11 protein-coding genes, 2 tRNA genes and 1 pseudogene are annotated in these 15,933 nt (G+C 40.4%); 7 read left to right on the top strand and 7 right to left on the bottom strand.

Features of this window, described 5'->3' with window-relative positions:
• Positions 1 to 56: 56 nt before the first annotated feature.
• Positions 57 to 132, bottom strand: a tRNA-Thr gene (locus C2M30_RS11915).
• A 27-nt stretch (positions 133 to 159) separates the two neighbouring features.
• Positions 160 to 235: transfer RNA gene (locus C2M30_RS11920), tRNA-Phe, on the bottom strand.
• Between the two features lie 412 nt (positions 236 to 647).
• Here C2M30_RS11920 and C2M30_RS11925 point away from each other — a divergent pair.
• Complete coding sequence (locus C2M30_RS11925; RefSeq protein ID WP_105171764.1) at positions 648 to 3,398, top strand: hybrid sensor histidine kinase/response regulator; 2,751 nt, start codon at positions 648 to 650, stop codon at positions 3,396 to 3,398.
• Positions 3,399 to 3,705: 307 nt separating this feature from the next.
• Here the strand turns inward: C2M30_RS11925 and C2M30_RS11930 are convergent, their stop codons facing one another.
• Complete coding sequence (locus tag C2M30_RS11930; protein ID WP_054981351.1) at positions 3,706 to 3,978, bottom strand: oxidative damage protection protein; 273 nt, start codon at positions 3,976 to 3,978, stop codon at positions 3,706 to 3,708.
• A gap of 31 nt (positions 3,979 to 4,009) precedes the next feature.
• Complete coding sequence (mutY, locus tag C2M30_RS11935; protein ID WP_105171765.1) at positions 4,010 to 5,068, bottom strand: A/G-specific adenine glycosylase; 1,059 nt, start codon at positions 5,066 to 5,068, stop codon at positions 4,010 to 4,012.
• A 163-nt stretch (positions 5,069 to 5,231) separates the two neighbouring features.
• Between mutY and trmB the strand changes: the two genes are divergently transcribed.
• Together trmB and C2M30_RS11945 are read left to right on the top strand one after the other, a co-directional pair.
• Positions 5,232 to 5,957 carry a tRNA (guanosine(46)-N7)-methyltransferase TrmB gene (trmB, locus tag C2M30_RS11940; protein ID WP_054981349.1) on the top strand — a complete coding sequence of 242 codons (726 nt, stop codon included), beginning with the start codon at positions 5,232 to 5,234 and terminating at the stop codon, positions 5,955 to 5,957.
• Positions 5,958 to 5,961: 4 nt separating this feature from the next.
• Positions 5,962 to 6,983: pseudogene (locus tag C2M30_RS11945) on the top strand (methyltransferase).
• Here C2M30_RS11945 and C2M30_RS11950 read toward each other — a convergent pair.
• Positions 6,965 to 7,423 (bottom strand): hypothetical protein, encoded by a 459-nt coding sequence (locus C2M30_RS11950; protein ID WP_158683392.1) that lies wholly within the window; start codon positions 7,421 to 7,423, stop codon positions 6,965 to 6,967. The pseudogene C2M30_RS11945 and the gene C2M30_RS11950 sit on opposite strands and share 19 nt — an antisense overlap.
• Before the next feature lie 134 nt (positions 7,424 to 7,557).
• On the opposite strand from C2M30_RS11950, the gene C2M30_RS11955 reads away from it, so the two are divergent.
• The 3 genes from C2M30_RS11955 to arcA all read left to right on the top strand — a co-directional run bounded on the left by C2M30_RS11955 (position 7,558) and on the right by arcA (position 10,864).
• On the top strand, positions 7,558 to 9,207 hold the full coding sequence (locus C2M30_RS11955; protein ID WP_100913801.1) for an ATP-binding protein: 1,650 nt from the start codon (positions 7,558 to 7,560) through the stop codon (positions 9,205 to 9,207).
• Positions 9,207 to 9,716, top strand: a complete 510-nt coding sequence (locus tag C2M30_RS11960; RefSeq protein ID WP_105171768.1) for a YfiR family protein — start codon at positions 9,207 to 9,209, stop codon at positions 9,714 to 9,716. The genes C2M30_RS11955 and C2M30_RS11960 overlap by 1 nt, the downstream gene beginning before the upstream one ends.
• Before the next feature lie 434 nt (positions 9,717 to 10,150).
• Positions 10,151 to 10,864, top strand: coding sequence for a two-component system response regulator ArcA (gene arcA / locus C2M30_RS11965; RefSeq protein ID WP_010559616.1), 714 nt, complete (start codon positions 10,151 to 10,153; stop codon positions 10,862 to 10,864).
• A gap of 4 nt (positions 10,865 to 10,868) precedes the next feature.
• On the opposite strand, the gene C2M30_RS11970 is transcribed toward arcA, so the two are convergent.
• Entirely contained in the window at positions 10,869 to 13,193 is a 2,325-nt protein-coding gene (locus C2M30_RS11970) for an ATP-binding protein (RefSeq protein WP_105171769.1), read from the bottom strand.
• Between the two features lie 41 nt (positions 13,194 to 13,234).
• On the bottom strand, positions 13,235 to 15,043 hold the full coding sequence (locus C2M30_RS11975; RefSeq protein WP_158683394.1) for a hypothetical protein: 1,809 nt from the start codon (positions 15,041 to 15,043) through the stop codon (positions 13,235 to 13,237).
• A gap of 283 nt (positions 15,044 to 15,326) precedes the next feature.
• Here C2M30_RS11975 and C2M30_RS11980 point away from each other — a divergent pair, with 283 nt between their 5' ends.
• Entirely contained in the window at positions 15,327 to 15,920 is a 594-nt protein-coding gene (locus C2M30_RS11980) for a DUF2726 domain-containing protein (protein ID WP_010559613.1), read from the top strand.
• The last annotated feature ends 13 nt before the right edge of the window (positions 15,921 to 15,933 follow it).

Here is a 15,933-nt window from a genome sequence, read left to right on the forward strand (position 1 = left end):
CTTTAATGCGTTAGCTATTTTAGTACTGCTAAAGTACACTCTTGCGAGTAAATAAATGGTGCCTGCTGCCGGAGTCGAACTGGCGACCTACTGATTACAAGTCAGTTGCTCTACCAACTGAGCTAAGCAGGCACACTAAAACTGGTCATCTTTAAAAGATGGTGCCCAGAGGCGGAATCGAACCACCGACACGAGGATTTTCAATCCTCTGCTCTACCGACTGAGCTATCTGGGCGTTTTAATTCGGTAAACGAGAAAACCTAAAAAAGATTCTCAATGCTATTCCAAATTGCTCTACCGACTGAGCTACTTGGGCATTACATAAAACTAATTTTACTAAACATTTGAGCGCTACTCGCATCTTGCTTTTGCGTTCTGCCTGTCTGGGCGTGCGGCGTATTAAACGGGTTTTGCCGCTTCAAGTCAACACTTTTTTCAACATTCATTTTCGTTTGCACACTTATCCGCCAAATTGAACACAAACAAAGCACTACAAATGATTTCACTTTGCTAAATTCGTATGTAATAGTAAGATTTATCGGTATTTTGTACTAGTAATTGGGTCAAAAACATAATTTTTTGGCCTTGTACAAATAAAGCAACAATAATATCCAAAGAAGCCCCTATAACTGGAGTAAGGTTTTAAAATGCTTACTAACAAGTTTTTATCGCTAAAAGCTATTCATACAATTAATGCCATTGTTTTTATAATTTTCGCCGCATCGTTATATATGGCAATAAACAGCTTTTCCAAAATACAAACTAACGAACCACAACTCCCCAGCTACACCAAACTCGATATTCAAACCATTGCAGATAAAGTTGATAGACCATTGGTTGATGCCATCACCCGATTTGGTTTTAATAATGCGATTCAAATTCTTCATTCTTTAAAATCCGTCGATAAAGGAATTGATTACTACCTTTACAACTTAAAACGCGACGAGTTACAGCTAATCAGTAAAACTGGTGGTAACTTTTCAAACCCTGAAAACAAAACCGCCGCAATCGAAACAGATAGCGCCATTACCGTAAGCCAACAATTAACCCTTGCAGGAAAGAACCATGGCTTACTTGTTATCGAGTACAAAAAACCATCACGAATCATAAATACCGTTACTTCGCCAACCGCGGCATACCTTTGGACAGCAATAGCTATTTTAAGCGGCATTTTTTGTTTTACCTTTTTACCAACCGCACTTTCGCGAAAAATCATTTCGAATACAGAAAAGCTAGATAAAGAAATTAGCGTCATTACGGAAAAAGGTGATTATCAACTTCGCGTCGATACAAATATCGGGTTAGGTCTTGCCCCCACTGCTGAGCGCGTTAATTTGCTACTTGATGCGGTAAACAAGAGCGAGCAATTACATATAAAGGCTGAAAACGATTTACAAGACTTACAATCTAGCCTTGAACATCAGGTGGTTGCGCGCACCCAAGAACTAGAAAAAGCAATAAAAGTTGCTGAACGTGCTAGCGAAGCTAAAACAACGTTCCTCGCAACCATGAGCCACGAAATACGTACACCAATGAATGGTGTCATTGGCACCATTGATTTATTACGCAATACCACCTTAACGGGCTCTCAGCATAGGCTTAGTAGCATTATTCGTGAATCTGCTTTTTCGCTGTTAGGGATTTTGGACGACATTTTAGACTTTTCTAAAATTGAAGCTGGCAAACTAACGGTTGAAAACAAACCATTTAGCGTTGTTAATGTTGTTGAAGAAGTTGCAAAAGTAATGAGCTCTATCGCACACAAGAGTGATTTAGAACTTTCGTTATTTATCGACCCTGAAATTCCAGAATCTGTGCTTGGTGATGCCGTACGCGTGCGCCAAGTAATATATAACCTGTGTTCAAACGCAATTAAATTCACCCAAACCAATAGTGATATGCAAGGGCAAGTGTCTATTGAAGCCAAACTTGCCTCAAATAGCCATGATTTCGATACTATCGATTTTATTATTAGCGATAACGGTAAAGGCATGGATAAAACGCAACTTGCGCGTATTTTCCAACCCTTTAGCCAAGCTGAAGAGAGCATTACTCGTGAATATGGCGGTACTGGCTTAGGCCTTTCAATTTGTAAAAGCTTAACAGAATTGATGTACGGCACCATTCGGGTTAGTTCTGAGCTTGGTCTTGGCAGTGAATTTATTGTGAGCATTCCTTTCACCAAAGATTCAGAAGCGAAAAAAGGTAACCGCGGACGTTTACAAAAGCGTCAAATTGCACTCTTTAGCCCAACAGACATTAATAAACAGCGCTTACAATCTTACCTAAGCTATTTAGGGGCACAGGTAACACCGTTTAATCAAATATCTGATGAGCTTGCCGAATGGCAAACTAAGCAGGGTCTGATCTGGGTGCTTGATGGCACACATGACATGGATGAAGCAAATAAGCTGCTACGTAAAATTGCCTACAACTTAGAAGAGCATAAACAGCAAGCAATTGTTTTAGGCCGCTTAACCGAAGCCAAGCTAAATTTAAACAACCTATTTTACCTTTCGGCAATGCCACTGTGTAAAACAGCCTTTTTTAACTCATTATTAATTGCTGCTGGGCTTCAATCTCCTAAAGTTATTAATACTAAGAAACAAATTAGCCCGTTAACGAATCACCAAAACAAAGGGCATTGCCAAGTATTATTAGTTGAAGATAATTTAATGAACCAACAAGTGATTTGCGACCAGCTTAACTTACTTGGTTACAGTGTAGATATTGCTTCGAATGGTGAAGAAGGTTTCGACATGTGGAAAAACGGCCAGTACGAGTTTGTATTAACCGATTTACATATGCCTAAAATGTCTGGTTATGATTTAGCGCGTAAGATTAGACAAGAGTCTCCGTATCGTAAAGACCTAAAAACTGCGACTACCATAGTTGCAGTTACTGCTAATGCCCTAAAAGGTGAGCGAGAAAAGTGTATTGAAGGCGGCATGAACGACTACATTACTAAACCAGTTGAGCTAAATGTACTTGAAGAGCTAATGGATAAATGGCTTCCTCAGGGACAAGCACAAACCACCGCTACACCTATTTTAATTGAAAAGTTAATCAGTTATGTTGGAAATGATGTTCAGCAGCATCAACATTATTTAGATATGTTCGCTAAACACGGGCAAGATCTCGCGTTTGATATTTCACGTGCGTTAAAACAAGAAGATGTAGAGCAAGCAGGTAAGCTCGCACATCAATTAAAATCAACAGCACAAACCATTGGCGCAGTGAGCGTTGCCAATGCAGCTCAAGCGATTGAAACACTTGTTAATCAAGAAAGAGACATTGCTAGCGTAACCTTAACGCATTACGCTGATGAGCTTGAGCGAAGCTTCTTTGAAGCCAATGAGTTTATACATGACTATTTGAAAAATAGCCTGAATAACTAGGGTCTGTTGATCTTTGCTGTTCTATTTTTGTTCTGTTTGAGCGTGCTTTTATCGCGGCGCTCGATGTGTGGCCTATAATCTAAGCGAATATCGAGCAACAATGAGAAAAGTGCGCTCAAAAGAACCGTTCGGCAGCGCTTGATTGGCTTTTCTACTGTGTTATCGGCTGGCTCACATAGAATAACTATGCCACGCAGCCTCTGCCTTGTATAAAACCCAATCAAACTGCTGCAAAAACGAACTTGAAAGGTCAACAGACCCTAATAGCAGCGAACAAAAATCAAAAAAGGCGCCAATTGGCGCCTTTTTATTTTTCTACCGGTTTGTAACCTTCAATTTCAACATCTTTATTTTCAAACAAGAAGCCAACCATTTGCTCCTCTAAAAACCCGCGATGTTCTGGGTCCATCATATTTAGATGTTTTTCATTAATTAGCATAGTTTGCTTGTGTTGCCACTGAGCCCATGCTTCTTTGCTAATGTTATTAAAGATGCGTTCACCCACATCACCTGGGTAAAGTTGAAAATCTAAACCATCTGCTTCTTTTTGTAGCTTTTGACAAAAAACGGTACGTGCCATAATCAATCTCACTGTAAACTTTGTTTTCAGTTTACCCTTTTCTGGTTAAAGTTTTAATTATTTTCTTTGTAGGCGTAGCAAGCCCCACTTCTTGTGGCTGCGTTAAGTTATAAGCCAAAACCTCTTTTTCAGCGACATTCAATGGCAGCTTAGTAACGTCAATCACAACAGGTGTAATCATTAAATTAAAATGACTAAACACATGTTTAAACTCATCTAGATATGTTTTTTCACCTGCCAACCCATTGCTTAACAGCCAATTTTCTAATTCATTTTCGTTAGCAAATTCAAAAAAGCCAAATAGCCCACCCCAAATACCCGATGATGGACGCTTTTCCATTAGCACTTGATTATTTACTTTAACAATAGCCATCAAGCATGACTTTGTTGGATTGGTTTTTTTCGGTTTAGGATTTGGGAACTCTTTTACACGTTTGGCATTATGTGCGCCACATTTATCAACTAATGGACAAGGATCGCAATCAAACTTGGTACGAGAGCAAAGGCTTGCTCCTAAGTCCATCATGGCTTGATTAAACTCTACCACATTTCCTTTTGGCGTCACTTGATCTGAAAGCTGCCACAATAAGGTTTCTACTTTCTTTTCACCATACCAACCTGACACCATAAAAAAGCGCGCCAATACACGCTTAACATTACCATCTAAAATCGGATGATGTTGGCCAAGAGATAGAGACAAAATAGCGCCCGCGGTAGAACGACCAATGCCTGGCAATGCAATAACTTCATCAATGTCTTCTGGAAAGTGCCCGTTGTATTTCTCAACAATAATCTTTGCAGCTTTATGCAAGTTACGAGCACGTGCGTAATACCCTAAACCAGTCCAATGATGTAGCACTTGATCTTCGTCTGCTTGCGCTAAATCTTGCACTGTAGGAAAACTTGCCATAAAGCGTTCGAAATATGGAATAACCGTTATCACTTGGGTTTGTTGCAACATAATTTCCGACACCCATACTTTATATGGCGTTTTGCCGAGTTGCCATGGCAGCGTCTTTCGACCATATAAGTGATACCATTCAACCACTTGGTTAGAAAACCACTCTCTTTCTTTCTTTTCTATTTTCACGCACGACCCTAAATAGATTTCATCAAAATCGTCGCCAGTCTATAAAGGCAAACTGAAAATTCAAGGAATTGTTGCTATTTCTTATAAAAAAGCCGTTCGGTTACTTGAGCTAAAAGCAAGTTGCGGGGATAATACGCCACCAAATTTTCAACGTCGGTGAGATATGAGCGATACATCTAAAACTGCTTTAGAGCAAGCAGAACAAGAAGGTAAATACATTCGTAAAGTTCGCAGCTTTGTAAAACGCGAAGGTCGTTTAACCAAAGGGCAAGCAAAAGCACTTGAGGATAACTGGGCGACTATGGGATTAAACCACCAAGACGGCCTGCTTGATTTCACCAAAGTGTTTGGCAACGACAACCCAGTTGTACTTGAGATTGGCTTTGGTATGGGTAAGTCATTAGTTGAAATGGCAAAGAATGCACCAGATACAAACTTTATCGGTATTGAAGTTCACCGCCCAGGTGTAGGTGCATGTTTAATGGATGCAAGCGAAGCCGGCGTAACAAATCTACGTGTTTATGAGCACGATGCTGTTGAAGTACTTGCCGACTGCATTGCCGATGGTTCACTCGCTAAGTTACAGCTGTTTTTCCCTGATCCATGGCATAAAAAGCGCCACCACAAGCGTCGTATTGTGCAACCTGAATTCGTTGAAAACCTGCGCAGCAAACTTAAAATCGGTGGTGTTTTCCACATGGCAACTGACTGGGAAAACTACGCTGAGCATATGTTAGAAGTGATGACTGCGGCTGAAAAGTTCCAAAACCAATCAGAAACTAACGATTACGTACCGCGTCCGGACGATCGTCCATTGACTAAATTCGAACAGCGCGGCCACCGTTTAGGTCATGGTGTTTGGGACTTAATGTTCGAAAGAAAGGTATAACACTATGCTATCAGCTGCCAGCCAAGTATTAATTCGCAATCAAGAATACTTAGAAGCCGAATCTGTTTTATTAGTAAACCATGTAAACGATGGCTTTGCTGAGCAGCTGTGCGACCTATACCCGAACGCATCTGTCACCGGGTTTACCAGCATATTAACCAACAGAACTCATTTTCAAAACGATAATTTTGAACAAGTCATAGCAGCTAGCTTGCCTAATAAGCAATTCGACTTGGTAGTTTTTTACTATCCGAAAGCAAAAGCTGAAGCGCAAATGTTGCTTGATAACATTCGTGCTATCAGTACAGAGTCAACACGCTTATTGGTCGTTGGTGAAAACAAAGGTGGCGTTAAGTCTGTTGTAAAACAACTTAAAGCAGATGCGCAATTTTCCCGTAAAGTCGACTCGGCTCGTCATTGCAGTTTGTTTCAGTTCACAGGTTTAACCGTTAATCCTGATTTCCAACTAGCCAGCTACGCAAAACAGTTCGAAATCAATGTTGCGGGAACACCGCTCAGCTTAGTAACTTTACCAGGCGTATTTAGCCACGGCGAACTTGATAAAGGGACTGAGTTGCTACTTGAAACAATTAAGCTAAACAATCCTAAAACGCTTTTGGACTTTGCAACCGGCTGTGGTGTTATCTCTACATTTTTAGCCAAGCACTATGCTGAGTGTAAGATTGTTGCATCAGACGTAAGTGCGCTTGCATTGGCAGCTGCAGAGCTGACCTTTGCCAAAAATGGGGTAAGTGCCGAATTAAAACTGGCTGATGGTATTCATCAATTGATGCAAAATTTGACTATATTGTCTCTAATCCGCCATTTCATACTGGCCTTTCAACTAACTACGACATCACCCAACTGTTTATCGCAGATGCAAAAAAGCGCTTACATAAACGCGGTGAATTGCTTATTGTTGCTAACAGCTTTTTACCCTATGCCGATGCATTGCGTGATGAATTTGGTGACTTCAGCAAACTAAAAGACAACAAAAAATTCACGATTTATTCAGCAATTGCCTGATTATTAGCATAGATTAATTGCCTTTTCGCCACAGCAACCAAATACTCTTTTACGTTGCCAAGCGTTTTTGGCAAATAGCGTTTATTTGTCGCACATAAAGTAAGTTTGCGATTTTTCACAATATAAAACGCCTTTTGCTTAGCGAGTCTTGCAAAGGCATACGCATCGTTTGTATTACTTACATAAAAAGCAAAAGTTAATTCGCGATAGCACATATTCTCTGAGCCGCCCCAAAGAGTTTGAAACTGAATTCCTCGCTTTCTAAGTAGCGCAGCAACAAAGGCCGCCAGTTTGCGATTTTGCATGGCAGAGCAGGTTTTTCCGTGCGCATTCCAAACACTCAAAACGACTAAAACACGGTTAGTCCGCGAGTCGTGCGAAAACTGACTAAATCTTGCTGTTTGATATATTTGCCACAATGCCAAACTGTTATTTTCCATAACCTTATTGATTATCCACCAAATTAACGTCTAAACTTGCAATAGCGCTAATTTATATTCTTATATATTTAATAAATTTGCTTAACGTGATGGCGCTCAGTAATATGAAATTAACCCTGAAAACTTAATGCCATATGCAAAATAATCATAAAACAATAACAATTAGAAAGGCGTTAAGCCGTGCGGTGATTGTCATCACCTCTTTAAGCATATTGCTTTCGGTTATCGTAAGTACAGTATTAGACGTCTCTAATCAGAAAAAGAATCTGATTGAAGAGCTAAATACGATTGCCGGCATTATCTCTTTTAATGCTTATGTGCCCGTAGTATTTCTCGATCAAGACGAAATGCAAAAGCAGTTAAAAGCCTATGAAAAGATTGATTACATTAAAAACATTCACATTTATCAAGTGGATGAGTTTAGTGGTGCAATCTCACTTTTTGCAACCTACAACACTGGTGAAAATCCTCCTATAGCCTCGAAAGTCAAAAAGCTCACTAACCGAGTAAGCTCAAATATCGATGGCGATAATATTGAAGTAATTTATCCAATTAGAACCGATGACAACGATAACGTAATTAGTGCTAACCCTAAAATTGACGGTTATGTATATATACTGGGAACCGATGCGCCGATTCAAGAAGCACTAAAAAATAGAATTTCAGTTGATGTAGTTGTCGGCGTTGTTATTTTACTTTCTGTATTGCTGATAACGCTCACCTTTCAGCGCCGTTTTTCACGTCCGATTGAAGCACTCAGTACAGTGGTTAAAGATGTCTCAAAAAACAAAAATTACGATGTCATTGTACCTACAGCTAAAATTACTGAGCTTGATATGCTGGCTAAGAGTATCAATACCTTATTTGCCAGAACGTTAGCGCAGTTAGAACGTCAGAAAAAAGATGAGCAAGAAATAAGACAGTTAAACCAAAACCTTGAACAGAAAGTTAACCAGCGTACAGAAGCCTTAAAAGAGGCTAATCAAGAACTGCTCAGCACGCTTGAGCGAATGCACCAGTACCAAACAAAAATTGTCGAAAACGAAAAGATGGCATCGCTTGGGCAAATGGTTGCGGGCGTTGCACACGAAGTAAATACCCCGCTTGGATTGGGTATTACTGGCTCTACTTTGCTAAAAGACAAGCTTGAAGAGCTTAGAGTTAATTTCGAAAATAAAACCCTTACCTCATCTCATATGAGTCGCTTTATTGAAGATGGTGTTGAAAACTTAGATTTGATTTATCGTAATTTAAATCGCGCTGCTGAACTGGTTTCAAGCTTTAAGCAACTTGCTGTTACCCACGAAACGCAAGAAGATAAATTAATCCACCTTCACGATTTTATTAATCAGGTCATTACTACACTGAGCGGTGAATTAACCAAATTCCCACACCAGGTGAGTATTGAAGGTGATACACACCTTGAAATTTGGACAAAACCGCCAATTATTCAGCAAATTATTGAAAACCTTATTAGCAATAGTTTAATCCATGCATTTGGCCCCGAGCAGCAAGGCAATATTGTCATAACTGTATCGGCAAACGAACATACTACGACAATTGACTACCAAGACGATGGCAACGGCGTTCCAATTAGTATTCGCAACCGTATTTTCGACCCGTTTGTTACAACACGCCGTGGCGAAGGTGGCAGTGGCCTTGGTTTGCATTTAGTGTATAACTTGGTAACCCAAGCCCTTGATGGCAGCATTAAACTCGATACCGAAGCACAAACAGGTGCGCATTTCGTAATTGAATTACCAATCAAACAAGGAGCTCAGTAATGCGTTTACTACTGCTTGTTATTATTGGATTATTCAGCTCATTTGTATCAGCCAAAACCGCGGAGCAATTGCGGGCGGCCTACTTAATGCAAATCCCTTCTTTCGTACGCTATACAGATCCAAATCATAAACCTTACGAAATAACTTTTTGTTTTGCCGAACAATTAGGCCCTGTTGGTGAATTGATCAATGCGCAACAGCAGGTGCTACGTCAAAGGCTTAACTTTTCCCTGCAGGTTATTGATACCTTAGATTCAGATAAACTAAAACAGTGCTCGTATTTATACTTATCAAAAGACATTAAAAATACCGACCGCTATTTAGAGAAAATAACGAATCACACAATTACCGTTGGCGAACAAGAATCAACGTTAAGCGCGGGCGCCCTGATGGCATTAGTGCAAGAACAAAAGAAAATACGTATGCACATAAACCAAACCAAGTTGGACGAAAACATCATTAGTTTTAATGCACGTTTATTGGCATTAGCAAAAGTAGCACCATACTAAATAACCTGAGTCTGTGAGAACAAGGCATGTTGTAGCGGTCACTTAGACTTATTGGCGCTTTCAACAGTGCATTAAGCTCGTCAAGCACGAGTTAACGTCAAACAGTAAGCGATAAATCAACACAAAAACGTAGCATTTGGATTCTGTTCAACGCGCTTATTTAAGAAAACACTATACTAATGTCTATGTTTAAGTACGATGCAATGCTTGGTTATGACATGCCAAATAGTGCGCATAATTTATCAAGCAATAAGCTAAAAATCCGCATCATAAACCTTAACTTCGACAAATTATTGCAAAATCCCCCCTAAGGTCACAAATGTACCCTTTCACTAGTCGTGAAAACTTGTTTACTAATGTGTTAGCCCCTATAATCCTAAAATGTAAGTAGTTACTGAAAATAATTTTAATTTACCTATAAGGGTTAAATAAGAATGCAAACGCCTGTGATTTTAATCGTCGAAGATGAAGACGTAACTAGGTTAAATCTTGTCAGCTTATTTGAAGCTGAAGGCTACAAAGTGCTAGAAGCCATTGACGGTGAAGAAATGCACGAGCGTATTTCACAAAATGATGATATTAACTTGGTGATCATGGACATCAATCTGCCAGGGAAAAACGGCTTAATCTTAGCACGCGAAATTCGTCAGCAACGTAATATTGGTCTTATCTTTTTAACTGGTCGTGACAACGACGTAGATCGTATTCTTGGTCTAGAAATTGGTGCAGACGATTACATTACTAAACCATTCAACCCACGCGAGTTGACAATTCGTGCACGTAACCTTTTAACGCGCACTAACTCAAATGGCGACGAAATCGAAAGCAATAGTTCTGGTCTTCTTACCTTTAATGGCTGGGAACTTGATGAAAATAGCCGTTGTTTAACTTCGCCAACAGGTGATGTTAAGCGTTTACCTAAAGGTGAGTATCGCGCATTACGTTTAATGCTTGACGCTCCGGGTCGTATCTTTAGCCGCGAGCAGCTAATCAAGCACATGACAGGCCGTGAATTACGCGCTAATGACAGAACAGTAGATGTAACGATTCGTCGTATTCGTAAGCATTTCGAAAGCGAAGCAAACACACCAGAGCTTATCAGCACAATTCACGGTGAAGGCTACCGCTTTATTGGTAAGATTGATTAATTAGTTAATCAGCTAAATCCAATACTTGATGAAGGGCTTTAAGCCCTTTTTCTATATCTGAAACTAACTCAATCAACCACTGTGCTAATTGGCTATCTTCAGCAGTTTCAGCATTATCTTCCATTCGCTTCGCGAGCTGTTGCACTACTTTTAAAGCCACTGAGCCTGCCGCACCTTTTAGTTTATGGGCAACTGACTTGTATTCACTGTACTGCTTATGCTCAAGGGCTTGTTCCAGCTCTTTTAAGTAATTTGGCCATAGCTTTTCAAACAACTGCACACCACGTAAAAAAGACTGAGCGCCCATAGACTCAACAAAATCTTCTAATGTTTCAACATCCAGTAACTCACTATCCTGTGTTGTAATCAGCGTAGACTTTTTATCGAAACTCTTGTCTTCTACTTCAACCTCTTTGGTTGAATGCGGGAATAATTCTGCAAGTACTCCATCAAGCTTTCGCGTATTAATTGGCTTAGCCAATGATCCTTGCATAGTAACGCCTGCTAAATCCTCCTCAGCGCGGCGCACGTTTGCAGTCAAGGCAACTAATGGTAAATGGTCAAACTCTTCACGTGAACGTACAATTCGCGCCACTTGGTCGCCATTAATGTCGGGCAACTGCATATCGAGCAGCACTAAATCTAAATCATCTTCGGTTTCAATAAACGAAAGTGCATCTTCACCTGTTTCCGCCCAAATCACATCGTGACCACGCTGCTCTAGCAAGTTAATTGCGATATCTGCGTTAAGCGGCACATCTTCTACTAATAATATATTTAGTGGGCGCCCATCATAAACTTGTTGCACTGGCTGCTCGGTTAATAACAATGGAATTTCAATACTAAAGGTACTGCCCTCTCCCTCATTACTATCAACGTGGATATCGCCTTCCATAGCCAAAATAAGTGCACGTGACACCGCTAAGCCAATTCCAGAGCCAAGTGCGTTGCCTCCTGATAAATCAGGCACCTTATAGTATAAATCGAAGATTCGGCTTAACTCGTCCTTGGCGATACCAATACCTGTGTCGCTCACACTAATTTCGAGATAAGACGTATGACCGCGATAAACGCGTTTACAATCGAGAGTGACGGTGCCGTGCTGCGTAAACTTCACCGCATTATTAATAAGATTCCACAATACCTGGCGTAAACGGGTCGGGTCGATTTCCACATGTACATCAAACACGCCGTCTTGGTGTACTTTAAATTCAAGATCTTTCTGTTGCGCGATTAAGCCACCAAAATTAAAGATGTCATTGAGAAAATCAGCAAGATTGACGCTCTCACATGCTATGTCTAATTGCTCTCGGTCCACCTTATCGAGGTCGATTATATCGTTGAATATATTGCCAAGGGTTTCTGCACTCGAAAATACTGTATTACACCAGCTACGCTGATCATCGTTTAACTCAGTATCAAGTAGCATGCGAGTTAAACCAACAATACCATTAAGCGGTGTACGTAACTCATGGCTCAGGGTTGCAATAAATTTACCCTTGTCTTTATATGCTGTTTCTAAATCTTGCTCTGCGCGCTTACGCGATGTGATATCTCGACCAAAACCCAGCAGGCCTATGTATTCGTTATTTGGATTAAAGAACGGTACCTTACGCATTTCAAACCAGCGTAATTCTTTATTAACTTGGCAACTTACATCTAGCGTGACAGAAACGTGGTTTTGCTGAACTTCGTTATCGGTATTAAGTACCGATGGTGTTAACCCTTTGCCAAAAATATCATCCGCACGACGTCCAATAAGTTGTTCTGACGACAACCCCATCACCTCTTCAAACATTCTGTTGCAACCAGCAAAGCGGCCTGAGTTATCGCGGTAATAAAATAAGTCGGGAGATGAATCCACAATTGAGCGTAACAGCACTTCTTGCTCATCAAGCTCTTGTTGTGTACGTTTACGTTCAGCAATTTCCCGGCGCAACTCTTCAATCGCTCGGCGCTTTGCTTGGAATGCCAATTTTCTGTCGTCAATTTCATTATTTAAACGACGAATGTTTTCTTTTAGGCTTTGGTTAAGTAATTTTTCTTGTTTTGTAGCACTTTCAATATAGTGATTGGAGGCGCTCAATTGATGGTTAATATCGAAAATAGAAATGATAAATAATGGCGCTAGAATTGCCGCAAATACCAACATGCCCACAACTTCTAACCAAGGCACTTCGCCTAACGAGATATAGTAATAAGTGCAGGCTACCGCTAACGCAATTAGTTGAATTAAAACAAAAATGACCGCCCCAGCTTTACCTGTGCCAAGGCGGTCAATTAATCGGTTAAGGGCGATTACCCAGAAGCTTGAAAGTGAGCTATTCATAATATGTAACTATAGTTCAAGTTATAGCTCACCACGCAAAGTTATAGGTTTGGTGAAACCGTCAGCTTATTTGCAACTTGCGAAAGCGAACATACTCTAAACTCGCCGCCACGTACTTTAGCTACGCCTAAGCGTGCCAATGCTGAACTGCTTTGTGCAATTGATAAACTAACGTCTTGCTCATTAATTCGGTCGTTACCAAGTGCTTGCTTAGCACCTGTTTGACACATCATTTCGTTCAACTTAAAGAAGTTGTTACGTGATAGCGCCTGTGCTGAAGTTACTTGTGGCTGAGACCCATTTAACTGAGTTGCATACTTCCAACTTGGGAACTCCACCGAAACGCCACCGCTGCGTATTGCAATATGATCACCATGTGTGAAGTAGTGACTTGTAAACTCGCGTACACCACCTTCATTATTTTCTCTGTTTACTTCAAACAACCACATACCGCCAGAGCCAATCACTTCTAGCTCAAGGTTATTGTCTTGATTGGTAACAACGACAGCCGTCTTATCATCTAAACCAAATATACGCTGATTATCACTGAATAGCGCCGCATGTAGACCGCGTAATTGTTTACCACGTTTCGATACTTGAGTGTCAACAATACCAAACGGTAGTAATGGTAGAATTGGTGATTCAACAACGGTAAAGTCACGTTCGCTTTCAAGTGCAATACAATCAGCACCTAAGCTACATGCGTCATGGCCAGATGCGAAAGACATAGGCACAATCGTATTAATTTCATTAACAGCGCCCGCCAAAATGCTAAGTGGTTTTCTAGCATTGGTGATCGCATTTACACTGCCGCCTTCAACCGCAACTAACACTTCATTTTTATTAAACATATCAATGATTTTCGTAAGCGATTCACTAGGTGCACCGGTTGGCGTGTAAAACGCGTGGTAACTTAATAGCGGGCTACCATCAGCAATATAAATCGCATCCATTCGCTTGATTGTGTCAATTAATGGCGACGACTTTTTACATTCGCTTACTTGCTGACGATATAAATCTGGGTAAAGTACTTCACGGCGAAAGCTCGCCAAACGCTTTATTTGGAATTCTTCTAGACTATCGCAAGACGACTTTTCATATTCTTTTGCCGTGATAGCCGTTTGCATTGCTGCATCAATTGGCAACCAAGTCGCTTCAAAACCTATTTGCTCAAACAATCCTAGGTAATAGTCAACGCGTGCATATGGGTCGCGATCTGTGCCTGTTACTACAGCAATACGCGGTTTGCGCTTAGGACCTGAAATTTCAACACTTAAATCAAATAACTTTTGGTAAGCAAGTGTTGCCTCTAAGTTTGTGCTTTGCGCCCAGTTAACTTCGGTTTTTTTGCGTTTTGAGCGACTTTCAGCCTGCTTTTGCTCTAACAAATCGAATAAGTTACGCTTTTCAAATTCGTACAAACTCTGCCAAATATCACGACCTGAAACCGTTTCTGTGCCAACTTCAATTGAGACACCACGCAGCGCTCGTACAAACTGGCGCTCAGTTAGTGTTTTGTTCTCAAACTTAGGTTTTACCGCTTTTAGAATATCAGCAACTTGTTTCTTTAACTCTTCTTGTTCGGTCCAAGCATACTCAGAAACCCTTAACAGTGCTTCATCGGTAATATCAAAAATGGCTTTTTGTTTTACATCATCGGAAAACGATTCTTTACCCTCTTTAGTACAGAAACGTTGATTTTCACTGGAGCAAACCTTAAGGTCGTCTGAGAGCATAAGCAATGTGTTAGCCGAAACAGCCGCCACGGGTGTAAACGCAACAAAAGAAGTTGCGATTATTGAACTAACAAAAGTTTGTACGTTTTTACTAAACGTTTTTTTATTTGTCATTTTAAACAAGCAAAGTCGAGCGAAGCGCATAAGTAACACCATTTATTGTTATTTTATTGCGTCAATCTAGATACCGAACAGAGCGAGTCGGCAAACCCCAAATTCGAATGAGCACAACGGAATCTTGAATTTTACCCAGTATCTGCGCGAGTAACAAGTAGTAGCGCTGTTAAGCCAACAAAATTCCCATAAAACCCAATCGATGTAGTAATAAAGTTTTGGCACTTTTATTGCTTAATTCATTTTGAAAAAGTTTGCGTCAAAGTTTTGATTTGGAGTATCTATGGAACTTGTTTCGTTATTAATTCTAGTGTTAGTGGTTATGGCGGCGTTTGTTGCGTCAAAATTTACCCATTCGGGAAATCCTTACCCGTTTACACAAAAAAAATCGTTATTTACTCAGGTAGAAACGGCGTTTTTAAATTTGCTGGAAAAAGCGATTGGCTCTGACTACAAAATTGTAAGTCGCGTTAGGTTGGTTGATATTTTAGATTTTCAACCTGGCACCGATGACAAATCACGTCGCAGTGCACTTGCTAAAGCGCAAAATAAACAGCTTGATTACGTATTATTGGATAAAGAAAGCTTGAAGATTGTTGCAGCAATCGACTTAGTCAATAATGCTAGTAAAAATGGTCACAAAGCGAAAAAAGACTGGTTTGTAAATGGCGCGTTAGAATCTGCCGGTGTACCGCTTATTCGTATAAAAGTTAAAACAGGTTACAAGCCACAGGAAGTAAGACAGGCCATTTTATTTAAATTGGGTAAACAAGTAACCAATTCTAAACCACCTATTCGAAAAGCAACCAGTAAACCTACGGCAGTGTTGTCTCCGTCACAGGTAAAGTCGCAGTCAACGGCTCTGGCACAAGTTTAATTTTTTACAGCGT

The organism is Pseudoalteromonas sp. T1lg24, assembly GCF_002964745.1.
Classification (GTDB): domain Bacteria; phylum Pseudomonadota; class Gammaproteobacteria; order Enterobacterales; family Alteromonadaceae; genus Pseudoalteromonas; species Pseudoalteromonas spongiae.

Excerpts from the sequence above, each read along its gene's own strand:
- C2M30_RS11925 (WP_105171764.1), top strand. The coding sequence starts at position 648 with ATGCTTACTAACAAGTTTTTATCGCTAAAAGCTATTCATACAATTAAT.
- C2M30_RS11930 (WP_054981351.1), bottom strand. The coding sequence starts at position 3,978 with ATGGCACGTACCGTTTTTTGTCAAAAGCTACAAAAAGAAGCAGATGGT.
- trmB (WP_054981349.1), top strand. The coding sequence starts at position 5,232 with ATGAGCGATACATCTAAAACTGCTTTAGAGCAAGCAGAACAAGAAGGT.
- C2M30_RS11950 (WP_158683392.1), bottom strand. The coding sequence starts at position 7,423 with ATGGAAAATAACAGTTTGGCATTGTGGCAAATATATCAAACAGCAAGA.
- C2M30_RS11955 (WP_100913801.1), top strand. The coding sequence starts at position 7,558 with ATGCAAAATAATCATAAAACAATAACAATTAGAAAGGCGTTAAGCCGT.
- C2M30_RS11960 (WP_105171768.1), top strand. The coding sequence starts at position 9,207 with ATGCGTTTACTACTGCTTGTTATTATTGGATTATTCAGCTCATTTGTA.
- arcA (WP_010559616.1), top strand. The coding sequence starts at position 10,151 with ATGCAAACGCCTGTGATTTTAATCGTCGAAGATGAAGACGTAACTAGG.
- C2M30_RS11970 (WP_105171769.1), bottom strand. The coding sequence starts at position 13,193 with ATGAATAGCTCACTTTCAAGCTTCTGGGTAATCGCCCTTAACCGATTA.
- C2M30_RS11975 (WP_158683394.1), bottom strand. The coding sequence starts at position 15,043 with ATGACAAATAAAAAAACGTTTAGTAAAAACGTACAAACTTTTGTTAGT.
- C2M30_RS11980 (WP_010559613.1), top strand. The coding sequence starts at position 15,327 with ATGGAACTTGTTTCGTTATTAATTCTAGTGTTAGTGGTTATGGCGGCG.